Here is a 25,063-nt window from a genome sequence, read left to right as displayed (position 1 = left end):
AATGACACTAAGGATAATCGGTCGACAGGTCATAAGTTATGGCTTCGCACTCCTTCTGATTGCAGCTAACGTAACGTTTTCCGAAGGTCGCATCAAACTATCCATCAATTCGGGATGGCGTTTTCACCGGGGCAATATCGCCGAGGCAGAAAAAATGAACGACCCAAGTTTGGGCTGGGAACTGGTGAATCTGCCTCACTCCTGGAATGTTGCCGATGCGTTTGATGATGAAGATGGCTACTATCAGGGAATTGGTTGGTATCATAAAAATTTATTTCTTCCTGATGCTTATCTGGGAAAGCGGATTTATTTGTTCTTCGAAGGTGCCAATCAGGTCGCTGAGGTCTATGTCAATGGCAAGTTTGTGGGCCAGCATATTGGCGGCTACACTGCGTTTCGGTTCGATGCGACCGATTTTATCCGCTGCGGGGCGGACAATCGGGTGCTGGTAAAAGTGGATAATTCGACATCCAACGAGATCCCGCCGATATCGGCTGATTTCACTTTTTATGGTGGCATCTATCGGGATGTGTTCCTCGAAATTACCGAACCGATCCATTTCGATATGGCCAATTACGGCAGCCCGGGCGTATTCATCCATCCGACCATTCATGGGAAAACCGCTCTAATCAACGTTCGCGGCCAACTGAAAAATGACAGCCGAATGGCCGAGCGAGTGATTGTGAAGACAATCATCCATGATGCCTCTGGCAAGGAAATTGGCGGATGGGTCTCCCAACCAATTCGGACCAGACCCGGGCAGGCCATTCCCTTCGAACATGAGTTTACGCTCCAAAACATCCGTCTCTGGTCGCCCGATCAGCCTTATCTATATCGAGCGACCGTAAAAATTTTGGATCAGAAACACCATCGGCTGCTGGATAACATCGAGCTGCCGCTGGGATTCCGAACGTTTCGGTTCGACCCAGAGCGAGGCTTTCTCCTGAATGACGTGCCACTGCGACTGTTGGGTGCCAATCGGCATCAGGACTTCGATGGCATGGCCAATGCGCTCCCGGACGAATTGCACCATCAAGATATGAAGCTATTGAAAGCCATGGGCGCCAATTTCATCCGCATCGCCCATTATCCCCAGGACCCGGCCGTGCTGCACGCTTGCGATCAACTGGGTTTGATCGCCTGGGAGGAGATCCCGCTGGTCAATTTGATCGGTGCGTCCGAAGCCTTTGCCAGGAATTCGGAGACCGCTCTGATCGAGATGATCCGACAACACCATCATCATCCGTCGGTGTTCTTTTGGGGATTAATGAACGAGATCCTGTTGCGCGCGTTCGAATCTGGCAACGAGGTGTTTCCCGGGATCATTGAAAAAACCACGGCGTTAACCCGAAAATTAAACCAGATCGCTCATGCCGAAGACCCATCTCGGATGACCGTCATCGCTCACCATGGCGACTATTGGCGATACCAGCAGGCGAGTTTGTTGGATGTGACCGATATTTGCGGCTGGAATTTATATTTTGGTTGGTATTCCGAGGGATTTGAAAAATTCCTGGATTTTGTGGATGCCTTTCATCACGATTATCCTGCGGTTCCGATCATCATCAGTGAGTATGGTGCCGGCAGCGATGAGCGCATCCATAGCCATGCCCCCATGCGGTTCGACTTCTCGACGGAGTGGCAGCAACATTTTCATGAACAATACCTGAGCATGATCCAATCGAGGCCATTCATCACCGGGGCAGTGATCTGGAACCTGGTGGACTTTGGCTCGGAGGGGCGCAAAGACACCAAACCCCATGTCAACCAGAAGGGGATGCTCTATCGCAACCGTCGTCCCAAAGATGTTTACTATTTCTATCAGGCCAACTGGAATCGGCAGCAGCCGGTGGTCAAAATCGCGTCCTCAGATTGGAAGCTAAGGAGTGGAGTGCCCCAGCCCGGAAAAAAATGGGTGACCGAGCCCATAAAAATATACTCCAATTGCCAGATCGTCGAGTTGTTGCACGACGGCGTTAGTCTGGGAAAACAAGCTCCTGACAGCATCAAAAGGTGCTATTTTGATGTCCCTTTTCATGAAGGTAGAAATCATCTCTTGTGCCTTGGCACCTTTCAGGATGGCAGACCAATATCGGACCACCTGGATATTACCTATCAATTCATGCCCGCAGACCTGAGCGAGTCAAGCGTCAATGAACTATGCGTGAACGCAGGTGCGCCGTTCTATTTCGTTGAAGAACGTGAGAACCTGATCTGGTTGCCAGATCAGCCCTATCAACTGGGCGGCTGGGGCTACATTGGCGGAAGCGATCTGCAGATGTGGCCGGGCAAGAGGTGGGGGACAGATCAGGAAATTTTTGCCAGCGAGCGCGAGCCACTTTATCAAACCCAACGCGACAGCATGATAGCGTATCGATTCGATGTCCCAAACGGCGACTACGAAGTAGAACTCCATTTTGCCGAAATCTCCGGTCTGGGAAAGAATCCATCGACTTTCAATCAAGAGCGAGAATTCGACATAATGATCAATAACGTTCCGGTGATCAGTGATTTGAATCTTGCCAGCCAGTATGGGAAAAATCGAGCGGTTTCGTTCAAAGTGCAAGTTCCAATCGACAATGGCAAGGGGATTGAAATCGCGTTTCAAAGTAAAAAGGGCAGCCCGGTGATAAATGGGATTCGTTTAAACAAAAGGTTTTGAAGATGAGACTCTTTATAGTTTTTCACTTTGCGCTATTGCTGCTTGTCTCTTCGACTGGCTATTCCCAAGAAGTTATTAAATTATGGTCCGATAAAATACCGGGCGCCAGAGTGAATACTGCCATCGCCGAAGAAAAGATCGTCATAGAAAACGGCAGCTATCGAATTCAACACGTCATCGAACCCACATTGATGCTCTATTTTCCGAAGCCGGAGCAGGCAAATGGCGCCGCGGTCATCATATGTCCCGGCGGAGGCTACGCCAGGCTCGCTATGAGCCATGAGGGGATCGAAATTGCCCAGTGGTTGGCTGCCAACGGGATCGTCGGCATCATCCTGAAATATCGTTTGCCAGATGATGCGATCATGGAAAATAAAGCCATAGGGCCGTTGCAGGACATTCAGGAGGCGGTGCGCATGGCACGACGCAATTCGCAGCGCTGGCAAATCGATCCCAAAAAGATCGGCGTCATCGGATTTTCGGCAGGTGGTCATCTGGCTGCCAGCATTTCGACCCACTTCAACAAAAAGATCTATGACGCGGATAGCACCAGCGCTCGTCCTGATTTTGCCATTTTGATCTATCCGGTCATCTCAATGAAACCGCGAATTACTCACCCTGGATCGAGAGATAATCTGCTGGGTGAGGCTCCCGATTCAGCGGTGGTCGAGCTTTTTTCCAATGAATTGCAAGTTTCGGCTGAAACGCCTCCGACATTTTTGGTGCATGCCGCTGACGATAAATCGGTTTCGGTCCAAAATAGCATTGAATATTTTGTGGCATTGAACCAGCACGGTGTGCCAGCGGAGTTGCATATCTATGAGCAAGGAGGCCATGGTTTCGGCCTGGGTAAAAAAACGACTGCTGCGGACTGGTCTTCGGCTTGCCTGCGGTGGTTGAAATCCAGAGGCGTTTTCAAGTAATTTGATCAACCCGGCTGCATTTTCAAAAAAAGGGAACTCTGCCTTCTCCGGTTCTTTGTGGCTATGAATTACCCAGGTGAAAAAAAATGAATTGTCAACCAGGTTGAATTTTTTAAATGGCTAATCCTCAGATCAGTATTTTAACTCAAGCAAAAGGGATTGAAAATGATGGGCAATCGCCGGAAGTTTTTAAAACAAAGTGCCCTTGCGGGGGCAGGATTATTCCTCGCGCAAAAAACCTGCAGTGGCAGGCCGATGGAGAAAAACGAACCACTTCTTCCACCAGCAGCGAAGCCTCCAGAACCGACGCCGATTCAGAGAGCCTGGATGAATTTGAAATTTGGCATGTTCATCCATTTTAGCATCAATACCTATTACGATGCAGAGTGGAGCGATGGCACTCTGAATCCCAGCAAATTCAATCCAACAGAACTGGATACCGACCGATGGTGTCAAGTTGCTGTTGCGGCAGGCATGAAATATATCGTCGTCAACACCAAGCATCACGACGGCTTTTGCCTTTGGCCTACCCAATACACGGATTATTCCATCAAAGCCACTCCTTTTAAAGATGATTATTTAGCAAGGGTCGTCAATTCCGCTGCAAAATATGGATTGAAATTGGGGATATATTATTCCCTCTGGGACCGCCACGAGAAAAGCCATGACACCGATGAGTTCGCTTATGTGGAATTCATGAAAAATCAGCTCAAGGAATTGCTGACTGGCTATGGTGATTTGGTTGAGTTATGGTTCGATGGTTTCTGGAAGAAGCAGCAATCGGGCTGGGAAAAGCCGCTCAAAAATGAAGCCGAAGAGATGGTTCATGGAACGGCCGAAGCCATGGCTCGCGAGGACCGTTTCATTCAGGCCTGGCGCAGCGAAGGCGCCTATCGCTGGCAGATGGATCATTTGTATCAATATGTCAAGTCGCTTCAACCGAATTGCATCGTGATGAACAACAGCACGACTGCTTATCCAGGAGTACCTCTGCACCCAGTCGATGCGCGAACCGGCGAAAAATTGACCCAAAGCAACTTTCACGACCGCAAGATCTGGCCCTGGCTGGGAAGAGAGATCTATTTGCCGCTCCAAATCGAAACCACCATGTCGGTCAAAGGTAACGATCAATTCCCGAACGGCAACTGGTTCTGGCACGAATGGGACCACTCTGTGATGACGCCATCCCAGATTAAAAATCTCCAGAAGATTGCTCAGCAAATGGATGCAAATCTTCTTTTAAATGTCATCATAACCGATAAAGGAAAACTTCGAAAAGAAGATGAGTGGACATTATTGCATTTGCATGATTAGCGTCATTCTCAGCTTGAAGCTTTGATGCTGAAGGATGCTATCCAAAAAATATCATTCGTTGAACACAAGCATAGCCTATCTCCCACGCAAAAATAGCGATGAGCAGCGATGAGATATTCATCTCTTTGATATCCTATTCTGCGATTTAATAACCTAAACATGGTATATGTGATTCGATCCAGAGCAACACAAAGTGCTTTTCAATAAATCAAAATGCCGCCTGAGCACCAAGCCTCAAATTCCATCGATAGTGATTTGAGGTGGGAATATCATAGCTATTGCTGCTCCTCTCTGAATGAGACTTTCCATAGGAGGCATTGATCAGAAGTCGGAGCTGATCCAGCAAATTTATCCGTAGACCTCCGCCAAGATCATGAGCCGACTCATTGGCATATTTGTATGATTCCTTTTGATACTCATAATAGGGAAACATCCATATTTGTTAACAGACCTGTCTTAAAGCCGATGTGATTGCTTTTTATCGAAGAGCCTCGATGTGATTGCATCCACTTTAGGGTTGTAATATAATCCTTAGGCTGTACAATGCGGCCATAGAAATAATCGAAATCATTCAGCTCATCACCAGAAAAATTCAAATTGTAAAAGGTCAGGCCTGAGGAATAATTCCAGGTGCTTTTGTCGTTGTCATTCTCAGCTTTTTCTCTCACCCTGGAATATTCGGCATTGAGAAACAGATTGATGTGGTCGGTCAATCCCAAATCCAATGCATCGTAAAGGCTCCATTTCAGATTAGGGTCATAGTTCTTAGAATAAGAGGTCCAATGAAGTTGATTTTTCAGCTCAGCCTGTTTCAGATAAATGCCATTATGGAACGAGCGTCGGTAATCAACCGCCGACAGGGTTCGGCGGATGGAAAGATAGTTGGCGCGAAGATGAACGGCATAACCATCTCTCTTGTCAACTGATTTGAAATATTCCTCAGTACCGCTAAAATAGCGACTGGTGCTGCTATAAGTCTCCTCTTGATGGTTAAAGTTAACCGATCCGTCAAATAAAAATCGCCGATCAGGGATCAGAGATAAGCCAATATCGGAATTGAGGTTTTCCATTCTCTGCTTTTGGTTGCCAGTGCCAATTTGCTCATTCTCCGAAGGACCAATGGAAAGAATCGGATAATCGTCACTATCCTTTTCAGCATTGTATTGGAGGGCAACCCTCATATTCAACCAATCCGACAAACCATACCTGAAAAACAGAGGTAGATAAGTGGCCTTATTAACATCAGAAGAGTTAGACCAATTATACCTTTGATAAGAATAACCGGGATCAAATGAAAACCATAGCTGTTGTGGCTCTAACAACATATCTCTGAAAAAGAGAAAGTGCGGGAATTTATTGGCAAAGAGGCTGACCTGGCCCCCGGAGAGATAAAGCAGTGAGCCATCCCAGGAGAAATTGTCTTTGAAGTCGCTTTGAGCATGATCATGCGTGGCAATCCGATTATAAATTTGCCAGGCATTGCCCGGCAGATAGATGAAATTGAGATTAAAATTTCGATTGGTATTTCGATTATCTAGATCTTGGCCTGTCAGGTTAATAGAGGAACTCACCTGGTATTTATCCCGGCGACCATAGCCACCGGATAATAAAAAATTATGATAGTCAAACGTTTCACGGTATTTCTGACCATCCGTTCCTGTGGATATGAGTTTATATTGGTCACGCTGATAATTTTGCGACAGCATGGCTCCATCGTATAGTCGACCGAAAATATCCTCTAAAATCAGCACCGAAGGTGGAGCAATTGGCTGATCCGTTTTTTGTTTTGATTTGGTGGTATCTTTTTTGGGAATTAAGAAAGAAGGAAGTGGTTTTTCCTGGGCGAAGGCAGCAGTGCAGAGAACGGCAGCCAACAGGAAGGTCAGCTTTCGGCTCATGCCAGTTCTCCTTGATTTGTCAGCAATTTTAGATTTTTTTATTCATCCTATTTTACGAATAGGCAAATAACCGTGTTCCGACAGGAATTTGCTCAGTGAAAGCTAGCCCAATTCCCGACGAAATTAAAAAATATCGCTTGACATTCTCTTTAAATTGTGCTATCTTTTCTAAAAATTTAACACAGAATAAGTCATAGAAATGGACCCCATTTCCGCAGTGTGTGTAACAACTCATAAATTTGCTGTCATTCCGAATGGAGCGAAGCGGAATGAGGAATCTTAATATTAAACGGAACCACTGACTTGTACAGATTCCTCATCCACCTCGGCGGATTCGGAATGACGTGTTTTGCCAAAAAAAATTATTTTAACATACGCTGCCGAGATGGAGTCCATTTCTCGTGCTATTGGAGATAGAATATGAGCGAGCTGATCCGATTCGGTGTTTCCATCGAAAATGACCTGCTGGAAAAATTCGATCATCTGATTCAGGAGCGGAACTATTTCAATCGCTCCGAAGCCATTCGCGATCTCATTCGCAGCGAGCTGGTTCGAGAACAATGGCAGGATAGTGAGGCTGAAGCAGTGGGCACAATCACCATCATCTATGACCACGAAGTTGGGGATTTGCCCCATCTTTTAACCCATATCCAGCATGATTTTCATCAGCAGATCATTTCAACCATGCATGTTCATCTAGATAACAACCATTGCCTTGAGGTTTTGGCGTTGAAAGGACAGACCAAAATTATTCGCAAAATTGCTAATAAATTGATCAGCCTTAAAGGCGTGAAGCATGGCAAGCTGGTGATGACAACCAGTGGGAAAGATGTTTAGTTGATCGGCTTGTTGGATGACTGAGGAATGTGACCGGTCGTATTGAATCACCTCATGAAGCCATTTTGAAAGGATAAAAATTTGAAAACCAATGAAGATAAAAATCGGGCAAACGAGATTGCTGAGAAGTGATAAAGTTTTTTCAAGATGGCTATTTATTTTTTTTAATACGTAACACAAAAATTAGTTTTGTAGCATCCTAATCGATCAAATTGGAGGGAGCAATGAAAAAAATTTTAGCTGTTGCACTCATCTTTTTATTCATTTGCTATCTAAACACAACAAATTTTGCCAATGAAAGAGCAAATGAACCTGATTCAATAAGATACCGTTTCGCGCCAGTGGTGGTTACCGGTCAGCGATTTGAGCTGCCGCAGAAAGATGTTGCGGCCAGCATTACCATCCTCTCCCCTATTGTACTTGGGCAGATCAATTTGAACACGGTGGCAGATGCGGTCTCGTATTTGGTCCCGGGAGTTTTTACGACCCGACGAGCAGTGATAGGATATGGTGTTGCTGCACTGGCTGGTGGCAGTATTACAGTCCGCGGCATGGGCGGAAAACCCAATTCCCAAGTATTGATGCTCATCGACGGCCGGCCAGATTTTCAGGGCATTTTTAGCCATCCAATCAATGACGCCTATTTTTTGGACAACGTCGATCGCATCGAAGTCCTCAGAGGACCAGCTTCTGCGGTCTACGGCACCAATGCCCTGGGCGGCGTGGTCAATATCATTACTCAGGAGCTTCCAACCCATGGCTTTGAAACGAAATTGGCAATCAGTTATGGCAGCTTCAATACTCAAAAATATCGTTTCCAACACCAGGGCTGCTTTGGTCATTTGAAATATCTTGTCAGCGCTGGCTATCTGAAGTCTGATGGACATCGCAGCAATTCTGCTTTTGAGTCACAAAATTATGCCATCAAAGTTGGCTACCAAATCGATAATCACTTTCGAATTGACTTCAATGGCAGTGCCACCCCATATCAATTTCAGGATCCAGGGCCAGAGCGCATTTTGCTTGCTGGATATTTCGATCACGGCGACATCGTTCGTAGTTCCATGGATTTGACATTCAGCAATCAATTCAACAGCACCAATGGAACCATAAAAATTCATGGCAATTTCGGCCATCATCAATTATCCGATGGTTGGAATTCCGACGATCAGACCAATGGCATCATCATCTTCCAGAATTTCGATTTGGCCCACGAAATTAAAACCACAATCGGATTTGACGCAAAACGTTTTGGCGGAACGGCTCATTCCAGAAATAAAAAACTCGGGACGTTCTTCAATGACGAATATGCTGGGTATCTACATTTGCAAAAAGTTCTGGCAAAAAAATTCATCTTGGGCTCTGGAATTCGTTATGAACACAATTCCAATTTTGGAAACGAGTGGATTCCTAAATTCAGCCTGGTTTATCATCCCTGGTCTCCAACAGCGTTTCGGGCATCAGCAGCTAAAGGGTTCCGCACTCCATCGATCAAAGATCTGTTCCTTTACGCGCCAGCTAACCCGAATCTTAAACCTGAGCGATTATGGAATTATGAAGTAGGAGTCAATCAGTCGCTGGGAAAATACCTTTCGCTGGATGTTTGCAGCTTCTATTATGAAGGCGATCGATTGATCGAAACAACCTCCATCGCCCCTGGCAAAATACAAAACCAAAATATCGGAGAGATTCAAGCCCGAGGATTCGAGGCTGCGGCTCAGATCACACCTATTACAAATCTCTCCGCAAACCTTTCATATTCTTGGTTGAATGCCAATAAGGTAATTCCCTTTGCGCCGAACAAATTTAATTATATGCTGAGTTATCAATTCAATCGCTTCAATATAACTTTTTATGGCGAGCACATCCGCGAGCTTTACACGAGCTATCAATTAAATCAAGTACCGCCTAAAACGATCGTCGAGAAGCTGCCCAATTATGCGCTGGTTAACTTGAAAATGAACTACAGGCTATTTGAAGGATTGCTATTGGAATTTGGGATCGAAAACCTATTCGATCAAGCTTATCAAATTTTGAAAGGTTATCCCATGCCAGGGAGAACCCTAATCAGCAATATGATGTTCAGCTTTTAATTTTAATCTTCTGTTAATGTTTTGCTTTTCATGATTTGAATAGAATAAGGGATGCCAGGAAAATCGGATCATATCTAAGCGGAATTTTGGGCAAAAGCCGATTTGCGATCGGTAAAGAGCCAATCGCTCTACAACAGGAATTCGTGTTGTCATGCCTGCAAAATAAGATATTTCCGAAGATGCTCATCTGAGGTAGAAAACATGCTTCGGGATGAGCAGGGTTAAGCCCACCAAGCTATACTTGGTCATTTCCCAGAACTCGAATCATTCAGAAACTGATAAATATGAAAACAGCGACACAGCAGATAACAATTACGGGATTATTCATTGCCCTTTGTGTGATCGTTCCATTTGTATTTCATTTGGCTGGGCTGGGGATGATATTTCTGCCGATGTTTTTGCCAATCTTATTGGCAGGATTTATCATTCGTTTTCCGCTGGCCATGCTGGTAGGAATATTAGGTCCGATAGTTTCCTCTGTTTTGACAGGCATGCCACCGTTGTTTCCCACAGCGGTTTCCATGATGGTTGAAGGCATGGCGGCGGCAGGACTGGCTTCATTCCTGTTTCAAGCGCGAAAAATGCCATTGTGGCTGGTTCTGCCGCTGGCCGTTGTGGCAGAACGGATCGTGCGAGTCGCGATGATTTTTTCGATTCTCCCATTGTTTGGCTTGCCCGCGAGGGAGTGGTCGATCGCTGAAATCACCCTCACGCTCCCTGGCGTGGCGTTGCAGCTTTTTCTCGTTCCAATGGTATTATTTATGCTATGGCGAGCGAATGTCATCAAAAGAAAGTTATGGTGGAAAATCTCATAACACGCCGGTATTTCGATCAACAGGCGGAAGATTGGGCTTGCCAACCGCTACCGTCTCATGATAGAATACACAATTTGCTGAAGTGCTTGGATTTCTCTCGCTGCCGGACGATTCTTGATCTTGGGTGTGGGACAGGTGTGCTTTTCCCATTTTTATACCAATTGACGCAAGGGACCGCTCAGATCTTCGGCTGCGATTTCGCCGAATCGATGACTCGCCTCGCTGCTCATCGATGCCGCCATAACCCGATTGTCATTTGTGCGTGCGCAACACATCTGCCATTTCAGGACAATAGCTTCGATATGATCATTGCGTTCCAAGTCCTTCCCCACATCCAAGGAAAAAGATTGGCTTTTCGAGAATGCTACCGGGTTTTAAAACCAAGAAGTGAATTGGGGATTATGCACTTGCATAGTAGCTGGGAAATCAATGCTATTCATCGACAAATTGGTGGCGCAGTGAAAAATCATCGTTTGCCTTCAGGAACGAATTTAGCACAAATGCTCAAATGCGTAGGTTTCAAGATCGAAGCTGTCGAGGATCAACACGGGAAGTATCTTGTCAGAGCCATCAAGATAGTTCAATAAACAGATCGGATGGCCTCGACTTCATCAAAGAAATCGAGGCCAGTTGCATTAAAAAATCATTTGATAGCGATAAAAAATCTTGAGATTATTCCCCTAATTTGCTATAATCGATTTCGGATCCAAACATGCTATGGGGAATCAGATACGCAGCTAACATTAAAAATGCCGCGAAAATGATCCATCCTCTTCCCTCTCTTCCGCGGCGATTTTTATACCATGCCAAGAGCCAGCCCAGCATAGCGATGAGCGTCTTGTTGTCGGTCAAATCCTGACCAAAGGGCCAGCCAGTCCATAGCGCACCAAACGCGTATTTTTGCACCAGCGGGCCTAGGATGAACCCACCGATGAAAAACAACCCGATCGTCCAACGGAGATACTTATATGCTGACCCTCTGGCATCCAAAGCCTCTAACCCAGCGCGATTGGAAAATAACATGGCCAAAAACATGATCAGCACATGAGGCAAAAGGACCCAAGCAGGCACTGGCCCTTTGAACCGCAGCACAATCGGCTCTTCCCCAGTAAGGGAGACCTTTTGATCTCCTCGGGTCAAATAAACATAATACATCAATTTTCCAGCGGGAGCTTGGTTGCGATGCGGGATCGCGCCGACCAACTTCGCTTGCTCGCGCCTCAATGGCAAAGTAGACCAGTCGTCATTTGACTTGTAACGCTTAAAGCTGACATAGCCACTGATCGAGCTATCTGGCACAGTCAAGGCAATTGGGATATCGGTATTCACATTCTGACTTCGGATCAGCTTATATGAGATCCGATTATTGATAAATTGAATGTGGCCTCTTTTCGGATAGGTTGGCCCTGTGAGCCGCTGATATACTGCTGAGCTAATTGTAATCACAAAAGCCAAAATCCAAAGCGCCAATTTGTAATGAGAAATTTTTAAATTAATCATATCCACTTTCCTTTCATTTTAATTTGTCTTGTTCAATGATAATTCTGGAGATTTGTTCCGCGAAATCCATGGAGCGAATTCATAAGTTGCTTCGGAGATGCGAGTCGAATTTTCAAGAATAGACTTATGTAAAATTCCAAAATATGCAACTTTGATGTCAGGCCCGCCAAGGAAAGCGTCGTTTAACTGCCATTAATCAGAATCAAAGAATCCCAAAGCTCGCTGTATTTGCAAAGGTGATAGTCGTTTGCTCTTCATTTGGTCATTGTGGAGAAATCTTTTTGCATCGATGAAGGAATGCCTTGGATTGAAGAAATCTTCTTGGGCAAACGGAGCTCAAATGAAATCAGAAAAATCAAGATTAAAAGATATGGCGATGCTGTTACAAATTGGGCAATTTTTTTGTTGACATTCAGTTCAAAATTTGCTATTTTAAATCTAATTAAAAATGAACATTTGGGTCACGAGTCAGTTAAAGTAGGAAACTTAATTAATCATCAATCAGATCTAAAATTTACTCAGGAGGTATCCGATGCGTAAATTAGCAACCTTGTTGGTCGCCATGGCCGTTGGTTTCACGATGGCGTTGTCATTTGCCCAGGAAGCCAAGAAGGGAAATTTTAAATACGTCGGAGTGGCAAAGTGCAAGATGTGCCATAAGGGCGAAAAGAATGGCAACATTTTTGAAAAATGGCAATCTGATAAGCACTCCCAAGCCTATGCCACGTTGGCTTCAGATTACGCTAAACAAGTCGCAGCGAAAGCTGGTGTAAAGGGCGATCCGCAGCAAGCCCCTGAATGCTTGAGCTGCCATGTGACTGGCTATCATGCAGCGGCGGCCATGAAAGAGGTTAGTCTCACGTTAGAGGAGGGTGTATCCTGCGAGGCATGCCATGGTCCTGGATCGGAATATAAAAACATGCAGATCATGAAAGACATCACCGCAGGAAAGATAAAAGGCGCCGATTATGGTCTGATCAAGCCGACCAACGAGGTGTGTGTCAAATGCCACAACACCAAAAGCCCAACCTATAAAGAATTCAAATTTGCCGAGGCGGTTAAAATCATTGCTCATCCACTGCCCAAAAAATAACCAAAGCATAGAATTTTTTAAACAAAAAAGCCAATATAACTGATATTGGCTTTTTTATTCTTCGTTCATTCACTCGAATAGTTCATCGCTATCGCAGCAGTACCATTTTGTTCCATTTCATACCAATCGCGGTTTTCAATTGGCAAAAATATATTCCACTAGCTAAACCATCAGCCTGAAATTCAACCTGATAACTCCCAGGACTTTGATATCTGTCAACCAACTCACAAACTTCCTTCCCGAGCAGATCCAAGATCTTTATCGAAACTATTCCTGGTTTTGGGACAACATAATAGATTTCTGTGATAGTATTAAAGGGATTGGGATAATTTTGGATCAATAGAAGTTTTTCGGAAACAGCAATTTGATTTTCACCAATATCAGATGTGCGATTTTTAAATTTCACATCCATGCTGTCCACGGTTGTATTGCCAAATTGATCTCTAGCCTCAACGAAGATCCGGTATACCCCATTGGGAAAGTTATCGGTCGACAGGGCTAAGTCTTTTTCCGACAGATCGATTAATGAATCGCCATTATTATTGGTCAAAATATGATAGTAATTTCGCGCTAGATCCATCCAATGAGGCGGGAGGAGCAGTGAATCGCGCTTGTAAATCACAGTGGCAAAAGGAGTGTAGTGATGAGAATCATAGAAGTCATAAGCGTGATTGAGAATTTGGCCCAACGTACGAGGGACAACGATGGTATCCTCTGGCAATTTTTTCACCCAATAAAAAATCTCGTAAGCAGGCAATTGCCAGGGAGAGTCGCCGATATAATCGACGATTTTGGCAATGATATCAACATCACCGTATAGGCTATCTGGATCAAGATAATCACTGGTTTCATTAAGACAAAAAACAAATTTTGAATGCTCAAAAACAGGCTCGATCATTGGAGGGATTAAATCGGTATTGGGCTGAAGCGACAGCAATGGATTATAGGTGATCCCCCACTCGTTATCATCGTAGCGCCACACCAGGCCTGAATCTTGAATCTCTACGAAATGGATATGCCCCCAATCATCATGCCATTGCACTATGTCACCAAGATAATCATGCTGTTGCACTGTATCTCCAACATCAAACTGAATGGTGCTGGGGATTAAATGCGCGTATAACCAGCCCTTCGAAAAATCGGATGTCTGTTCCTGGCTGACCGCAATTCGCCAGTGCCAGTACCCACTGATCGTCAGCACACATTTCACGATCCCAGCTTCGACCGCAAAAGTCGGCTCATTCATGGGCACGATGATATCCAATCCCTGATGAAGATAGGACCAATCGGGCAAACCATAGCTCATGTGCTGTTCGTAATAATTCCAAACCGTATGAACGCTATCGAACGGGATAAAGGGCCAGGGAATCTGGTTGTAATCTTTTGGGGATTTTTGGAGCAGCTTCTTTTGATCGAAGGTCTTGAACGATTTGCTCGACTCAATGCGTTCAATGAGGACCCGGCCTTGCTGATCATAGACCTTCAAGATCCCACTTGAAATCCCTTTTTCCCGATCCTGAATCCCAGCTAAAATTTGACCATCCTGCAAAATCAGATCCCGAAACGATCGTTTCGCATCAAGCACATCTTCAAAAAGCAGCTTCCCATTGATCAATGAATAGACCTTGAGATGCTTTTTATCTATCACAGCTAAAAATTGATGCTCAGATGAAACCTTGATCTTTCGGGGGTAAATAAAGCCAGTATTGAATTCACCAATCAAATTGTTTTCCGAATAGACCCTTGCTTTGCCTCTTAGTGCGATAGCAACCAGCTTCTCGTCCTCTGAAATATCGAATTGATCAGCGCCATCGTAGCTTTCGATCTGGCGATCTGGAACAGAAATGATCTTGAGGTATTGGGAATTCCCTACCCCGAATTTTGTGCCTTTCGGAGAGAAGCCAAATAAAGAGGCTCCAACAAGTCTCTCGAAAAAAAGCTCTCGACCTGTTTCGGAGTAAAAGTAAATGGTCAATTCACCCCTATAATGATGCCTCATATCCAAAAATGCACAAAATCCAGAATTAGAGATATAAAAATCTGAGCCAGGCGGTTGCGCGAGTTCATATAAAAGCCGATCGTCCTCAAATAATCGAAATCTCTTCAGCTCACGCACCTCGTCGCCCACATGGCCGATTTCAAACTCACACCAATAGCGACCATTCTCAGAATAGACCAAGCCACTCGGTAAATGACCGTTATGGACAAATGTGCCGTTAAATGACAAATGCACATTTTTGGGAATGAGTTGGGTTAAGATGTCTTGAGAGAATAGGGGATTTGCCACCCAAGGAAATAATATCAGAATTGGAATCATCTTTTTCATCGAGCACCCCAATTCGAAAATGGCAATAAGCTGAATTGGTTTTGTCCAATAAGATACATGATTTTGGAAAACATGCAACCAAATTTTTCTGCTTTCTGGCGATATCAATTCCCGAAAATTGAGAATCATTTGAGGGATTAATCGAAAAGACCGTTTCAAGGGGTGGGAGCCTTCGAAAGTTTTTTCATCCAACAAAATAATGCTTGACTCAGAACTTTTTTATGTTAAATTTTCGATGAAACAGACACAGTGTTACCCAATCATAACTGAGGCCTCTGAATGAAATTTGGTCTTCCTCTGGTTGATTATGTTGTCATTGGCTTTTATCTCATCTTGATGTTGGGGATTGGTTATTACTTTTCGAAATTTATGAAAGGGGGCAAGGATTTTTTTATCGGCGGCAATCTCATCCCCTGGTGGGTTTCGGGAGTATCGCTTTACATGACCATGTTCTCCGCCTGGACCTTTACTGGAGGTGCCAGTTTCGTCTATCATACCAGTTGGTTTGGGCTGCTATATTTCGCAACCTGGGGCACGTCGTTTTTCATTGGCTTCATCCTCTCTGCCAAACGGTGGCGGCGCTCCAGGGTCACCTCGCCTGTTGAATACATTAGAACGCGATTCAATAATGCCACCCACCTTTTCCTTAGCATTTATCTAACCCTGACCATGCTTTACTGGCCCGCCCATCATCTGGCATCATTGAGCAAGATTTGTGCACCGACCATGTTCCCTGGCTCTATGACTGCTATCGATGGTATGATCATCGTCATTGGAATTGTCATTCTCGTCTATACCTTTTTGGGCGGGCTATGGGCTGTGTGTATCACTGACCTCGTGCAATTTTTGATTCTGATCGTCGTTTGTATCGCTTTGCTCCCCGCTATATTTTTATCAGGCGAATTCAAATCGATCGGAGAGGTTCTCCAACAGATTCCGCCATTGAAATTCAAGCATGTGTTGCCCGATCACACGCTGTATGATCATTGGTATCTGCTGGGTCTCATCGCCGCCAATATCTTTGGCAATTCTGTGGGCGAGAAAGCTCAGCGCTATTATAGCGTCCGAGACGAGAGGGAAGCGATGAAAGTCGGCTGGCTGACCTTCTTTCTATTTCTGACCGCACCACTGCTATTCGGCATTCCCCCCCTGATTGGAAAAGTGTTGTGGCCTGATATTAGCCTGTTAGATTATTTCGCTCGTGTGACCAAACCCGAAGAAAATATTTTCATCGCCGTGGTGTTGCGATACCTTCCTGCGGGGATCGTTGGCATCTTCCTCTCCGCCATGATGGCCGCCTCCATGTCATCGATGAGCGGCGTTTGGAATACGGTTTCTTCAATCATTTCAGTCGATATTTATAAGAACCGCTTCAAGCCGAGCGCCACGGAAAAACAAACGCTTCTTGTGGGCAGAATCGCTGTGCTCGCCTTCGCCCTGATCGCCATGATTTTAGCCCTAATCATCATTCACAGTCGGTACTGGGTGTTTTCGTTCACCAATATTTTCTTTGGGCTCACTGGGGTGCCCAGCGCCATCCCCATGTTTCTGGGGATTATGACCAAAAAAATCTCCCGTTGGTCCGCCATGGCTTCCATTATGGCTGGCGTGCTCACAGCATCTTTAGCGCGGTTTGTGTTGCATTATCCCTTGGGACAACAATTTCTCATCACTGTGGCCATCACCTTATTGTTCATATTTATTTCCAATCCGCTGGGACGATTGTATAACCAACATCATTTCCATGCCCTGATTTTCAGCTTGTTATTGAGCATCGGATTATACTTCATTTTTATGATCGCCAACAATAATCCGAATCTATCGTTTAGTGACTGGTCCGCGTTCCTTCAGAAGGATTTCCTATTCTCAGCTCATTTCTGGTTGACATTAGGAGTGATCGCGTTTTTCGGATTGAGTTACAAATTTGCCGCCCTGTTCGGCGATGACATAAACTCTTCGCAAGAGGAGGTAAATCGGTTCTTTAAAAAACTAAATACCCCAATCGATGTAGCCAAAGAAGTTACCTCCGTGAACGCAAAGCAGTCCAACATCTTCCCGCTGGTCGGCTGGATGGCAATGGGTTTCAGCGCCCTTTCATTGCTCGTTTTGATCGCCCCCGCAGCTCGAATCAAAATTTGGATCAATTTCATGATCAGCGGGGTGCTGTTTTTGAGCGGATTGGGGATGTTTCTTTCGAAGTATTTTTCAAAATAATTTTTGGTGTATTGATCATATTAGAATTTTTTTTGCAACGGATTATAGCAACCCAATGGATGAAAAATGTTATGAGTTGGGTCGCTTCTATCATTTGAAAAAGAGAGTGTCTTCATTTTATCAGACAAGGAAAATTGATGATGCTAACCAGAAAACAATTCTTAAAACTTTCAGGCTTAACTTCCAGTTTGCTCTTTTTTCATCCAATGAGCTTATTATCAAAATTGAATTCTAAAACATCAACTGAAAAATTAAACTTGCTTTTTTCGCCTGAGGAGATCCCAGAAATTCGTCGTCGGCTGGAACTGCCGCTATTCAGAAAATTCTGGGATGAAATGCTGAATACTGATCTGACCCATGATCGAGAATTTATGGAGACGGGCATCGAGTTCAATAATCAGATCTGGCATTTGCCTCGGCTCTGCGATATTCTGCAGCGCGAGGCGTTCATTTATTTTATCACTGGTAACACACATCGTGGCAGGATGGCGAAACTTGCACTGGAGAAAATCATTCAATTCAAAAAATGGGATTATTTCCTCGAGGCAGGGAAAGACGTCATCGGCTTACAGCGGGCGCCTTACACCACGCAAACCCTCGTGCTGACGTATGAATGGATCGAGGAGCTATTGTCAGATGATTTGAAAAAAGAAGTGTTGCAGCAATTGCCGGAGAAAGGCATCGAGCCGTGCTATCGCAGTTGCTGGGGAATGCTCAATAAGGAAAAAGTGATCGGCTGGGGTTTCGATCCGGAGAGTAGCTTTTATGAGGATCGGGACATGCGCCGCTGGCCGTGGATCTTGTCCCGGACCAATCTGCGCGCCGTGCCCATGAGCGCGTTGGCTCTTGGGGTGATCTTTTACAACGGCCGTCATCCCCGAGTGCCCGAATGGTTGCGCGTCGTGGAGCAAACTTACCACGAATTCTACGATATGTTCTCCTCAGATGGCAGTTATAGCGAGGGATCTGGCTATGCCAATTATACGGCCAGCGAATTGATCATCATGCTCGCTATCCTCGAAAGAAAATTGAATATCAACTGGGCAGAAAAAATTAATTGGCGGGGAGTCATCGATTTCTTTTTGATGACCCGAATGCCAAGCCATCAGCATCCTGAAGGGCATGTGAATTTCGGCGATGGTGGTAGCGGCTTCTTTTCGGACGTGGCCTTCTGGGTCGCTCAAAAGTATCGCGATGGCATAGCTCAATTCGCTGCGGAAAATCATGCCCAGAAACATCGCATTTTTTCCGTTATCTTTTATGATCCAACCATTGCTTCGCTTAAACCCACTGGCTCATGGTTTTATCGCCATTTCGATATTGGTTGGGTTATCGTTTCGACTGGGTTTGAAAAAGACGATTTTGTGGTCGCTTTGCGCAGTGGCGGGCCTGCCAATCATGAACATGCCGATCGAAACAGCCTGATCCTGAAATGCTTTGCGGAAAATCTTTTGGTGGATGCCTGGCATCCGCCTTACAACCATCAACATCCTGCCTGGCGGCTGCGTACCTCACCTGCCCATAACACGGTTTTGATCGACGACAAGGGCCATCAGTATCATGATGGACGGGAAGGAACCAACGCGTCTTTAGCCGAAGCGAAAGTCGTGAGAGAAGAAAAAACCGATCGCTATGCGATAGTCACCAGCGATGCAACTCACGCATATCAATTGGTGAACCAAAATGTCCAAAACGTCAATCGCACGATGCTGGCAGTTCCTGAAATGAGATTAATTTTAGTGGTGGATGTGCTTCAGACCAACCATCAACCGGCGGATTTCAAAGCGAGGTGGTTCGTTGACAATGAGGACAAAAACGGAAAGATCCAAATTGCTGGCAACAAGTTCACCTTCTTTCGTCCTCAGGCGAAATTGGTTGGGATATGCGATGGCGATCATGGCATCCAATTGAACACCAATAGATTCCCTGTCCCAGAAGAGCATGGCGTCTATCCGTTCATGGAGGTGGTGTCTAAAAAAGCTGGAAATAAGGTCGTTTTGATCACGGCTGCAGCGGCGATTCGGAACGATGATTTACCTCCAGTACTCAATTTGAAGAAGATTAAAAATGGCTGGAGTTTAGTAGCGGTAGAAAATGGTCAGAAGATCCAAGTTAAAATTGTGACGAGAGAAATTTATCCAAAATTAACTGTTGTGATCTGATTCTAAAAAAATATAATTGCACGCTTCGTGGGAAGGGTCACGTTGCAGATGTCTTTTTTCACACATTCTGGTTGCATTTGATCTTCTGGTCGTTTCGAATGAATCTTCCATCATAAATCTCATAACAAAGATTTATCGTTTTCAAATTGGACTTCTCGCTGTGCTCGGATTGACACGTTTCTTTTTAAAGGATCCTTTGAAATGTTGAACCTTGAAAAATCAAAAAAACTCTTTGCCCACGCAATGGAGATCATTCCCGGCGGCACCAATACCAACGCCAAACGGGTCTATAATCTTTTAGACATGGAGCACTTTCCTGCCTATATCGAGCGGGCTGAGGGCGCTTATGTTTGGGATATCGATGGCAACAAATATATCGATTATATCGCTGCCCTGGCGCCGATCAATATCGGCTATAATCACCCCAGGATTCAAGCCAAAATCATCGAGCAATTGGGTAAGGGAAGCCTGTTTTCATTGCCCAGCCCCAATGAAGTTGAGTTGAGCGAAATGCTCATCGCAAAAATCCCCTGTGCTGAAATGGTGAAAATCATGAAGACGGGCGCGGAGGTCACTTCGGCTGCAGTGCGCGCCGCCAGATTAGCAACTGGGAAAGAGATGATCTTGAGCTGTGGCTATCATGGCTGGCATGATTGGTGGGCAGCGAAAATAGGCGAGCAAGGGATTCCTGCTTGCTATAAAAGTTTGATCGAAGATTTTGAGTTCAATAATTATCCCCAGTTGGAAAAATTAATTGACAAACACGATGGAAAAATCGCCTGCATCATTCTCACCCCAGCCGCTTATGGTGTGGAGCCAAAGGATAACTTTCTCCAGAAAATTAGAAAGCTGGCGGATCAAAAGGGTATTGTGCTCATCTTCGATGAGATCATCACCGGGTTTCGTTGGGCGATGGGAGGAGCGCAGGACAAATATCACGTCATTCCTGATCTGGCCGCCTTCGGGAAAAGCATGGCTAACGGCATGCCGATCTCGGTGCTTGTTGGAAAAAAGGAATTGATGGTGCCCCTGAAAGACAATCTCATCACCTCCACCTTCGCCAGCGAAGCCCTCTCCATCGCTGCGGCTATCGAAACTATCAAAATCATCGAAGAGGAACACATCATCGAACGATTGTACGATATAGCAGATCGGTTGCGGACTGGGTTGAGGGACATCAGCCAAAAGAGCGACTTTGGAATGAACTTGATGGATCCAACTCCGGCGGTGAAATTTGAATTTACAATTCACGATGCTGACAAAAAGAGGGAATTGACGCTAAAATTTATTCAACAATGCGCTGACAGGGGGATTCTGGTGAGGCAGGATGGAACAGGCGTTTCGCTTTGTGTGATCGCATCGCTTTCAGAAAGCGACATTGAATATACACTGGAAGTTTTTAACGATGAGATTTATCATCTGAAATCCGATCTTTAAGACAATAGAAGATTTTTGTGGTTAATTGAAAGGATAAATCTTGATATGAAACTGTCATTTTCCACTCTTGGCTGTCCATATTGGGATCTTGATACGGTCATCACACGGGCAAAAATGTTCGGTTTCCAAGGCATTGAGATTCGCGGGATTAAAGACCAGCTCGATGTCACGCGATTGCCTGAATTTCGACATCGAATCAACGAGACCAGGGATAAATTCCTCGACGCTGAAATCGAACTGGTTTGCTTCGCCAGCTCGATTCGGATGTCCGAACCCGACAAATCGAAACGAGCGGGACATATTGAAGAGCTGAAGCGCTATGCCGAGCGGTGCGAAAAATTCAATGCGCCTTTCATCAGAATCTTTGGCGGCAATATCGGGGGGCTCTCTTGGGACCAGGCGATCGAACAGGCGGCTATCACCCTGTTTCAAATGATCGAAATCCTAGATGATCTGGATGCGAAAATCATCGTTGAAACCCATGAGGATTGGATGGCAGCGGACCACTTCAAAGCGCTGATGGAATTGGTCGATTCTAATCAAGTTGGCATATTATGGGATGTGAATCATCCTTTCATGTTCATCGGCGAGGTTCCGGAACAGACCTGGGAAAAAATCGGAAAGTGGGTTTATCACACGCATTGGAAGGATTCGAAAATTGCGCCCGATACTGCACTGGGATTTACGCCCTGCCTAATGGGCGAAGGCGATCTTCCCCTTCGTCAAATTTATGATGTACTCAAACAGGGCGGATATATTGGCTATCTCTCATTCGAATGGGAAAAGCGATGGCATCCCGAGCTGCCAGATCCCGAGATTGCGTTTCCACATTATGTCGAATATATGAAACGCTTGATGGACAAATGAAGATTTCCTCCTACAAAAATTTAGAACCTGAATAAAGCTTCTCTGGTTCTGATTTTCTGATGGGTTCAAACTATTTTTTGACTCCTCTGATCAAATTAACATGAAAGCATCATGTTCCTGCCGAAACGAGGTGGGGTTTGCCGATTGAATCCCGATTCAAAGACGGGTTGCATATGCGACGAAGACCTAATTATTAGTGCTTGAACGAAATCTATTAAGTTTTTAGCATAAATGTCATTCCTAACGAAGGGAGGAATCTGGTAGTATTGAAATCATTTCATCTGGAGCTTTCTCCCCACATTCGAAATGACATTGAGGTGAGTTTTCGCTAAAACTACTTAGCTGAATCGCGGGAAACCTCTGCCAGCTATTTTACTGCGACAATGGATGATTACCTGTATCCATTTCGATTCGATTTCATGGATACAATGAAAGATATCATCCGTTACTTAGATGAGCTTATCAATTTAATTAAACAGGCAAATCATGGTGAAAAAACTCGGTTTTGGAATTATAGGCGCGGGAAATGTCTCGGCCATTCATGCCCGATGCATTCAACAATTAGAGAATTGCCAGCTCGTAGCGGTTTGCAGCCGTTCTGAACAAAAAGCGAAGAGGGCTGGGCAGAAATACGGCGTTCCTTACTATACCGACTTTCATCATTTGATCGAGCGAGAGGATATCCATGTTGTGAGCATTTGCACACCCAGCGGGATGCATCTTGAACCTGCTGTTGCCGCTGCCTTAGCGGGAAAGCATGTGCTCGTTGAAAAGCCAATTGAGATCAACTTAGAACGAGCCGATCAAATTATCCAGGCTTGTCAGAAAGCACAAGTAAAATTGACAGTCATTTTTCAGCATCGGTTCGGCGAAGCGGTCCAACGGCTGAGAGGGACAATCCAACAGGGCAAACTTGGAAAATTGATCCTTGGAAATGCATCCATTAAATGGTTCCGCACCCAGGAATATTACAACGCAGGCGGTTGGCGCGGGACCTGGCAATGGGATGGCGGCGGCGCTCTGATCAATCAGTCCATCCATACCATCGATCTGCTGCAATGGATGATGGGCCCAGTAGACTCAGTCTATGGGAAGATCGGCACTTTCACTCATCAAATCGAAACCGAAGACCTGGGCGTGGCGCTGCTCACTTTTAAAACCGGTGCCTTGGGGGTCATTGAAGGATCCACCAGTATCTTCCCTGGCTTCCCAGAGCGATTGGATATCCACGGCGAAAAAGGTTCAGTGGTTCTAGAAGGCGGAAAAATCAAAACCTGGGATATCGAAGGAGAGAAAGATATCCAAGACATTGAATCTGCCACACACAAAAGCGGTTTTTCTGATCCGATGGCAATAGGCCACGAGGAACATCTGGCCCAATATCATGATTTTATCGATGCAATTCAGAACGATCGCGAACCGCTGGTCACTGGTAATGAAGGGAAAAAGGCACTGGAAGTCGTGCTGGCAGTTTATCGGTCATCAAAAGAAGGCAGGCCGATCTTCCTTTTGCAAAATTTTCATTAATATCAAAAGCAGGAATTTGCAATATTGCGATAATGAAAAAGCAGAACTGGATAGAATTAACAGCCTTTTCCCCAATACCTCACCATTGTATTTTTATCATCCGAGCTAACAGATCGGTTTATTGTTGAAATAGCAAACCAGGCCAAAATGAATAACGACGGAGGAAGCGATGCAAGATGGCATGACTGATGCTCCAAAAGCATTTGTGCAACAAGTTTGTGAAAAAGGCGAATTCCCCATTGCCGCAATTGGTTTGGAACATGGCCACATTTATGGGATGTGCCAGGGATTAGAGGCGGCAGGGGCTACCGTTGTGAAAGTATTTGATGAAGACCCCAGAAAAGTTGCAGAATTCATCAAACAATTTCCTGCTGCGAAATCGGTTTCATCAGAATATGAAATTTTAGAGGATCGAACCATCAAATTAGTGGCAACTGCCCACATCCCCTCAGAGCGCGGCCCACTCGGACTTCGGGTGATGAATCATAATAAGGATTTTTTCTCGGACAAGGCGCCTTTCACCACTTTATCACAGCTTGAGGCTGCGAGAAAGAAGGTGAAGGAAACCGGCAGGATCTGGGCGGTCTGTTACAGCGAAAGGGTGCAAAACGAAAGCGCCGTTTTCGCTGGACAATTGATCGAGCAGGGAGCAATCGGTCGCGTCATTCAAGTGATTGGACTCGGCCCCCATCGTTTGAATGCCGCCTCACGTCCCATTTGGTTTTTCATCAAAGAAAAATATGGCGGCATCATTTGCGACATTGGCAGCCATCAGGTTGAGCAATTTTTATTTTACGCTGGGGCAAAAGATGCTACCGTAGTATCCAGCCATGTGGCCAATTTCAATCATCCCCAGTACCCCGAACTGGAGGATTTCGGAGAGGCCAATCTCATTGCCGATAATGGCGCTACCAATTATTTTCGAGTGGATTGGTTTACTCCCGATGGCTTACGCACTTGGGGCGATGGCCGTACCTTTATCTTGGGCACAGATGGCTATATCGAAATGAGAAAATATATTGATGTAGCCAGATCTGAAGATGGAGATCACCTCTATCTGGTCAATGGTAAAGGTGAAAAACATTTTGCCCTTAAAGGCAAAGTCGGATTTCCGTATTTTGGGCAGCTAATATTGGATTGTTTAAATCGAACCCAAAACGCCATGCCCCAAGAGCATACATTCAAAGCAGCGGAATTAGCGCTCATCGCCCAGGAAAAGGCCGTACGGATTCGATAATGCTTCTGCAGTTCAAAACTATCCAAGCTTTAAAGAGCATTCAATAAAAGATGACTGACTCGGGTTTAGATCGATTGAGGATCACCTATCTTATCCCCATCCACAATCATAAAGCGACTCTGATAAATCATGAGACGATCATCCAAGATAGGTTCGCT

Annotated in this window: 18 protein-coding genes; 14 read left to right on the top strand and 4 right to left on the bottom strand. The window is 45.2% G+C overall.

What is annotated here, in order from left to right; translation table 11 throughout:
* The 4 genes from ONB37_17280 to ONB37_17265 form a co-directional block, all read left to right on the top strand.
* Positions 1-2,662, top strand: a 2,662-nt coding sequence (locus ONB37_17280) for a malectin domain-containing carbohydrate-binding protein (protein ID MDZ7401913.1), incomplete at its 5' end; no start/stop codon positions are given.
* Positions 2,663-2,664: 2 nt separating this feature from the next.
* A complete protein-coding gene (locus ONB37_17275; GenBank protein ID MDZ7401912.1) occupies positions 2,665-3,585 on the top strand; it encodes an alpha/beta hydrolase in 921 nt (306 codons plus the stop codon).
* A gap of 116 nt (positions 3,586-3,701) precedes the next feature.
* The gene (locus tag ONB37_17270) at positions 3,702-3,947 is read left to right on the top strand and encodes a hypothetical protein (GenBank protein ID MDZ7401911.1); all 246 of its coding nucleotides are present in this window, start codon (positions 3,702-3,704) and stop codon (positions 3,945-3,947) included.
* A complete protein-coding gene (locus ONB37_17265) occupies positions 3,913-4,899 on the top strand; it encodes an alpha-L-fucosidase (protein MDZ7401910.1) in 987 nt (328 codons plus the stop codon). Before ONB37_17270 ends, ONB37_17265 begins: the two co-directional genes overlap by 35 nt.
* Positions 4,900-5,315: 416 nt before the next feature.
* Here ONB37_17265 and ONB37_17260 read toward each other — a convergent pair whose 3' ends face one another.
* Entirely contained in the window at positions 5,316-6,797 is a 1,482-nt protein-coding gene (locus tag ONB37_17260; protein MDZ7401909.1) for a hypothetical protein, read from the bottom strand.
* Between the two features lie 420 nt (positions 6,798-7,217).
* On the opposite strand from ONB37_17260, the gene nikR reads away from it, so the two are divergent.
* The 3 genes from nikR (at position 7,218) to ONB37_17245 (ending at position 10,542) form a co-directional block, all read left to right on the top strand.
* Positions 7,218-7,634 carry a nickel-responsive transcriptional regulator NikR gene (gene nikR / locus ONB37_17255; GenBank protein ID MDZ7401908.1) on the top strand — a complete coding sequence of 139 codons (417 nt, stop codon included), beginning with the start codon at positions 7,218-7,220 and terminating at the stop codon, positions 7,632-7,634.
* A 224-nt stretch (positions 7,635-7,858) separates the two neighbouring features.
* A complete protein-coding gene (locus ONB37_17250; protein ID MDZ7401907.1) occupies positions 7,859-9,727 on the top strand; it encodes a TonB-dependent receptor in 1,869 nt (622 codons plus the stop codon).
* A 284-nt stretch (positions 9,728-10,011) separates the two neighbouring features.
* Positions 10,012-10,542 carry a hypothetical protein gene (locus tag ONB37_17245; protein MDZ7401906.1) on the top strand — a complete coding sequence of 177 codons (531 nt, stop codon included), beginning with the start codon at positions 10,012-10,014 and terminating at the stop codon, positions 10,540-10,542.
* 152 nt (positions 10,543-10,694) lie between these two features.
* Here ONB37_17245 and ONB37_17240 read toward each other — a convergent pair whose 3' ends face one another.
* Positions 10,695-10,862, bottom strand: coding sequence for a hypothetical protein (locus ONB37_17240; GenBank protein MDZ7401905.1), 168 nt, complete (start codon positions 10,860-10,862; stop codon positions 10,695-10,697).
* A gap of 352 nt (positions 10,863-11,214) precedes the next feature.
* Positions 11,215-12,042 (bottom strand): hypothetical protein, encoded by an 828-nt coding sequence (locus tag ONB37_17235; protein MDZ7401904.1) that lies wholly within the window; start codon positions 12,040-12,042, stop codon positions 11,215-11,217.
* 532 nt (positions 12,043-12,574) lie between these two features.
* On the opposite strand from ONB37_17235, the gene ONB37_17230 reads away from it, so the two are divergent.
* A complete protein-coding gene (locus tag ONB37_17230) occupies positions 12,575-13,135 on the top strand; it encodes a cytochrome c family protein (protein ID MDZ7401903.1) in 561 nt (186 codons plus the stop codon).
* A gap of 88 nt (positions 13,136-13,223) precedes the next feature.
* Here the strand turns inward: ONB37_17230 and ONB37_17225 are convergent, their stop codons facing one another.
* Positions 13,224-15,461 carry a T9SS type A sorting domain-containing protein gene (locus ONB37_17225; protein MDZ7401902.1) on the bottom strand — a complete coding sequence of 746 codons (2,238 nt, stop codon included), beginning with the start codon at positions 15,459-15,461 and terminating at the stop codon, positions 13,224-13,226.
* Between the two features lie 279 nt (positions 15,462-15,740).
* Between ONB37_17225 and ONB37_17220 the strand changes: the two genes are divergently transcribed.
* The 6 genes from ONB37_17220 to ONB37_17195 all read left to right on the top strand — a co-directional run bounded on the left by ONB37_17220 (position 15,741) and on the right by ONB37_17195 (position 24,905).
* Positions 15,741-17,675: a hypothetical protein gene (locus ONB37_17220; GenBank protein ID MDZ7401901.1), complete on the top strand. Its 1,935-nt coding sequence runs from the start codon at positions 15,741-15,743 to the stop codon at positions 17,673-17,675.
* A gap of 224 nt (positions 17,676-17,899) precedes the next feature.
* On the top strand, positions 17,900-19,837 hold the full coding sequence (locus ONB37_17215; GenBank protein ID MDZ7401900.1) for a heparinase II/III-family protein: 1,938 nt from the start codon (positions 17,900-17,902) through the stop codon (positions 19,835-19,837).
* 201 nt (positions 19,838-20,038) lie between these two features.
* Positions 20,039-21,274 carry an aminotransferase class III-fold pyridoxal phosphate-dependent enzyme gene (locus tag ONB37_17210; protein MDZ7401899.1) on the top strand — a complete coding sequence of 412 codons (1,236 nt, stop codon included), beginning with the start codon at positions 20,039-20,041 and terminating at the stop codon, positions 21,272-21,274.
* A gap of 45 nt (positions 21,275-21,319) precedes the next feature.
* The gene (locus ONB37_17205) at positions 21,320-22,141 is read left to right on the top strand and encodes a sugar phosphate isomerase/epimerase (GenBank protein ID MDZ7401898.1); all 822 of its coding nucleotides are present in this window, start codon (positions 21,320-21,322) and stop codon (positions 22,139-22,141) included.
* A 486-nt stretch (positions 22,142-22,627) separates the two neighbouring features.
* Complete coding sequence (locus ONB37_17200) at positions 22,628-23,668, top strand: Gfo/Idh/MocA family oxidoreductase (protein MDZ7401897.1); 1,041 nt, start codon at positions 22,628-22,630, stop codon at positions 23,666-23,668.
* 169 nt (positions 23,669-23,837) lie between these two features.
* Positions 23,838-24,905, top strand: a complete 1,068-nt coding sequence (locus ONB37_17195) for a Gfo/Idh/MocA family oxidoreductase (protein ID MDZ7401896.1) — start codon at positions 23,838-23,840, stop codon at positions 24,903-24,905.
* Positions 24,906-25,063 lie beyond the last annotated feature (158 nt).

The sequence above is a fragment of the candidate division KSB1 bacterium genome, assembly GCA_034506395.1.
Taxonomy (GTDB): domain Bacteria; phylum Zhuqueibacterota; class Zhuqueibacteria; order Thermofontimicrobiales; family Thermofontimicrobiaceae; genus Thermofontimicrobium.
Note: the sequence above shows the minus strand (reverse complement) of the source record. Positions and strands in the feature narration are given on the sequence as shown.

What these genes read in the sequence shown, in the direction of transcription:
- nikR (MDZ7401908.1), top strand. Translation starts at nt 7,218, where the DNA reads ATGAGCGAGCTGATCCGATTCGGTGTTTCCATCGAAAATGACCTGCTG.
- ONB37_17265 (MDZ7401910.1), top strand. Translation starts at nt 3,913, where the DNA reads ATGAATTTGAAATTTGGCATGTTCATCCATTTTAGCATCAATACCTAT.
- ONB37_17200 (MDZ7401897.1), top strand. Translation starts at nt 22,628, where the DNA reads ATGGTGAAAAAACTCGGTTTTGGAATTATAGGCGCGGGAAATGTCTCG.
- ONB37_17245 (MDZ7401906.1), top strand. Translation starts at nt 10,012, where the DNA reads ATGAAAACAGCGACACAGCAGATAACAATTACGGGATTATTCATTGCC.
- ONB37_17230 (MDZ7401903.1), top strand. Translation starts at nt 12,575, where the DNA reads ATGCGTAAATTAGCAACCTTGTTGGTCGCCATGGCCGTTGGTTTCACG.
- ONB37_17210 (MDZ7401899.1), top strand. Translation starts at nt 20,039, where the DNA reads ATGTTGAACCTTGAAAAATCAAAAAAACTCTTTGCCCACGCAATGGAG.
- ONB37_17250 (MDZ7401907.1), top strand. Translation starts at nt 7,859, where the DNA reads ATGAAAAAAATTTTAGCTGTTGCACTCATCTTTTTATTCATTTGCTAT.
- ONB37_17275 (MDZ7401912.1), top strand. Translation starts at nt 2,665, where the DNA reads ATGAGACTCTTTATAGTTTTTCACTTTGCGCTATTGCTGCTTGTCTCT.
- ONB37_17235 (MDZ7401904.1), bottom strand. Translation starts at nt 12,042, where the DNA reads ATGATTAATTTAAAAATTTCTCATTACAAATTGGCGCTTTGGATTTTG.
- ONB37_17195 (MDZ7401896.1), top strand. Translation starts at nt 23,838, where the DNA reads ATGCAAGATGGCATGACTGATGCTCCAAAAGCATTTGTGCAACAAGTT.
- ONB37_17220 (MDZ7401901.1), top strand. Translation starts at nt 15,741, where the DNA reads ATGAAATTTGGTCTTCCTCTGGTTGATTATGTTGTCATTGGCTTTTAT.
- ONB37_17225 (MDZ7401902.1), bottom strand. Translation starts at nt 15,461, where the DNA reads ATGAAAAAGATGATTCCAATTCTGATATTATTTCCTTGGGTGGCAAAT.
- ONB37_17260 (MDZ7401909.1), bottom strand. Translation starts at nt 6,797, where the DNA reads ATGAGCCGAAAGCTGACCTTCCTGTTGGCTGCCGTTCTCTGCACTGCT.
- ONB37_17205 (MDZ7401898.1), top strand. Translation starts at nt 21,320, where the DNA reads ATGAAACTGTCATTTTCCACTCTTGGCTGTCCATATTGGGATCTTGAT.
- ONB37_17270 (MDZ7401911.1), top strand. Translation starts at nt 3,702, where the DNA reads ATGGCTAATCCTCAGATCAGTATTTTAACTCAAGCAAAAGGGATTGAA.